General features: G+C 34.7%; 2 protein-coding genes and 1 pseudogene. All 3 read right to left on the reverse strand.

Annotation, left to right across the window (positions count from 1 at the left end):
* Positions 1 to 125: tail protein X (locus IC220_RS07665; protein ID WP_188153806.1), on the reverse strand; the 125-nt coding region annotated here is incomplete at its 3' end.
* A gap of 2 nt (positions 126 to 127) precedes the next feature.
* The gene (locus IC220_RS07670; protein WP_188153645.1) at positions 128 to 475 is read right to left on the reverse strand and encodes a phage tail protein; all 348 of its coding nucleotides are present in this window, start codon (positions 473 to 475) and stop codon (positions 128 to 130) included.
* A pseudogene (locus tag IC220_RS07675) lies at positions 475 to 1,224 on the reverse strand (phage tail tape measure protein); the annotation flags it as partial. The pseudogene IC220_RS07675 and the gene IC220_RS07670, both read right to left, overlap by 1 nt.

The following is a 1,224-nucleotide window of genomic DNA, read 5'->3' on the forward strand; positions in this document are numbered from 1 at the left end:
TTATACTTTGCAAGACCAGGATTAGCTTCTAAAACTACTTCCACTATCCCTATGGTTGCTCCATAATGTCTCCAGCAAATTAAATCTATCATTTCTCCCTCCTTAGTCCAGTAATATGTTGTCATTTTCAGTTAAACCTCTTTAAACTTATATTGAACTCAACTTTTCTTGGTAGACCAGCAGGAAAAAATGATGTTTGTTTCTCTTCTAGTTGTATAATTACAAACTGCCCCAAAACATTACCTGCATTATCTACTAAAGAGTGAGGTACTTCTGTTTCCTTTAAGTTCTTTAATTGATTTAAGCCATTAAAGTTACGAAGATAAATAATTCCCTCTAAGTCTATGTTTTCTACTCCTTGACCGATATTTTGTAACAACGGTGCTTTACTAACGCACTCTATAGTACTCCAACGACTTTCTTTGCTATACTTTATACTTGCTGGAGAAAGCTTATGTGGACCAAATGATAGCATCAGTAAATCGGCTCTATTGAATCAAATAAAACATCACGTGACTTTTCTCTTATTCTTTTTATCACTGCATCAGCAAGGCTACGTACATCTTGGTTGGGTTCTGCTTTAATACTTATATTAAATGTGAACGCTTGATTAACAACTTTCTGTTCACATTTACATTTTATACAATCTTTCGGACTTTTTTCATCTGCCACAGAACTTTTTTCTTCAATAACACTACTGATTTTAGTACCTTCAATAATACTCTTTTTATTCTCTAAAATTTTCTTCAGAGCATTATTATTCAATAAAGGATTTCCACCATGTAAGACATTGTTCTCAGTGATCATTTTAGATGTACTACTAATTTTTGCTTCTACTGGTGGGTTTTTATTCTTAAATTTTTTGAGCGGCCCATTTCCGAAATCACTAATCCAATTGAAAAATTCTCCTATAGGTGTAATAATTGATTCCCAAAAACCAGAGAAAAAGTCTTTTACCTTTTGCCAGTTAGCAATTACAAGCGCTGCACCAACTGATAGTCCAGCAACAACAGCTCCTATAGGACTGGTAACCATAGCTAGTGTTAAAGCTCTTAATCCCATAATTACTGCTGGAATCAGACGTGCTGATAGTGATACTAAAGTTGACCCAAGTGGTCCATATAAAATAGCCTTTAAAGCTAAAGCCCCACCTCGAGCCAAAGCTAATCCGTAACCAAAACTCACTGCTGCAATCTTAGCAAGAATCAAAACTGAAATTATGCC

The sequence above is a fragment of the Wolbachia endosymbiont of Pentalonia nigronervosa genome (genome assembly GCF_014534705.1).
GTDB lineage: Bacteria > Pseudomonadota > Alphaproteobacteria > Rickettsiales > Anaplasmataceae > Wolbachia.

Bases quoted from the DNA above. Each gene is read 5' to 3' on its own strand.
- IC220_RS07670 (WP_188153645.1), bottom strand. From the start codon at position 475: ATGCTATCATTTGGTCCACATAAGCTTTCTCCAGCAAGTATAAAGTAT.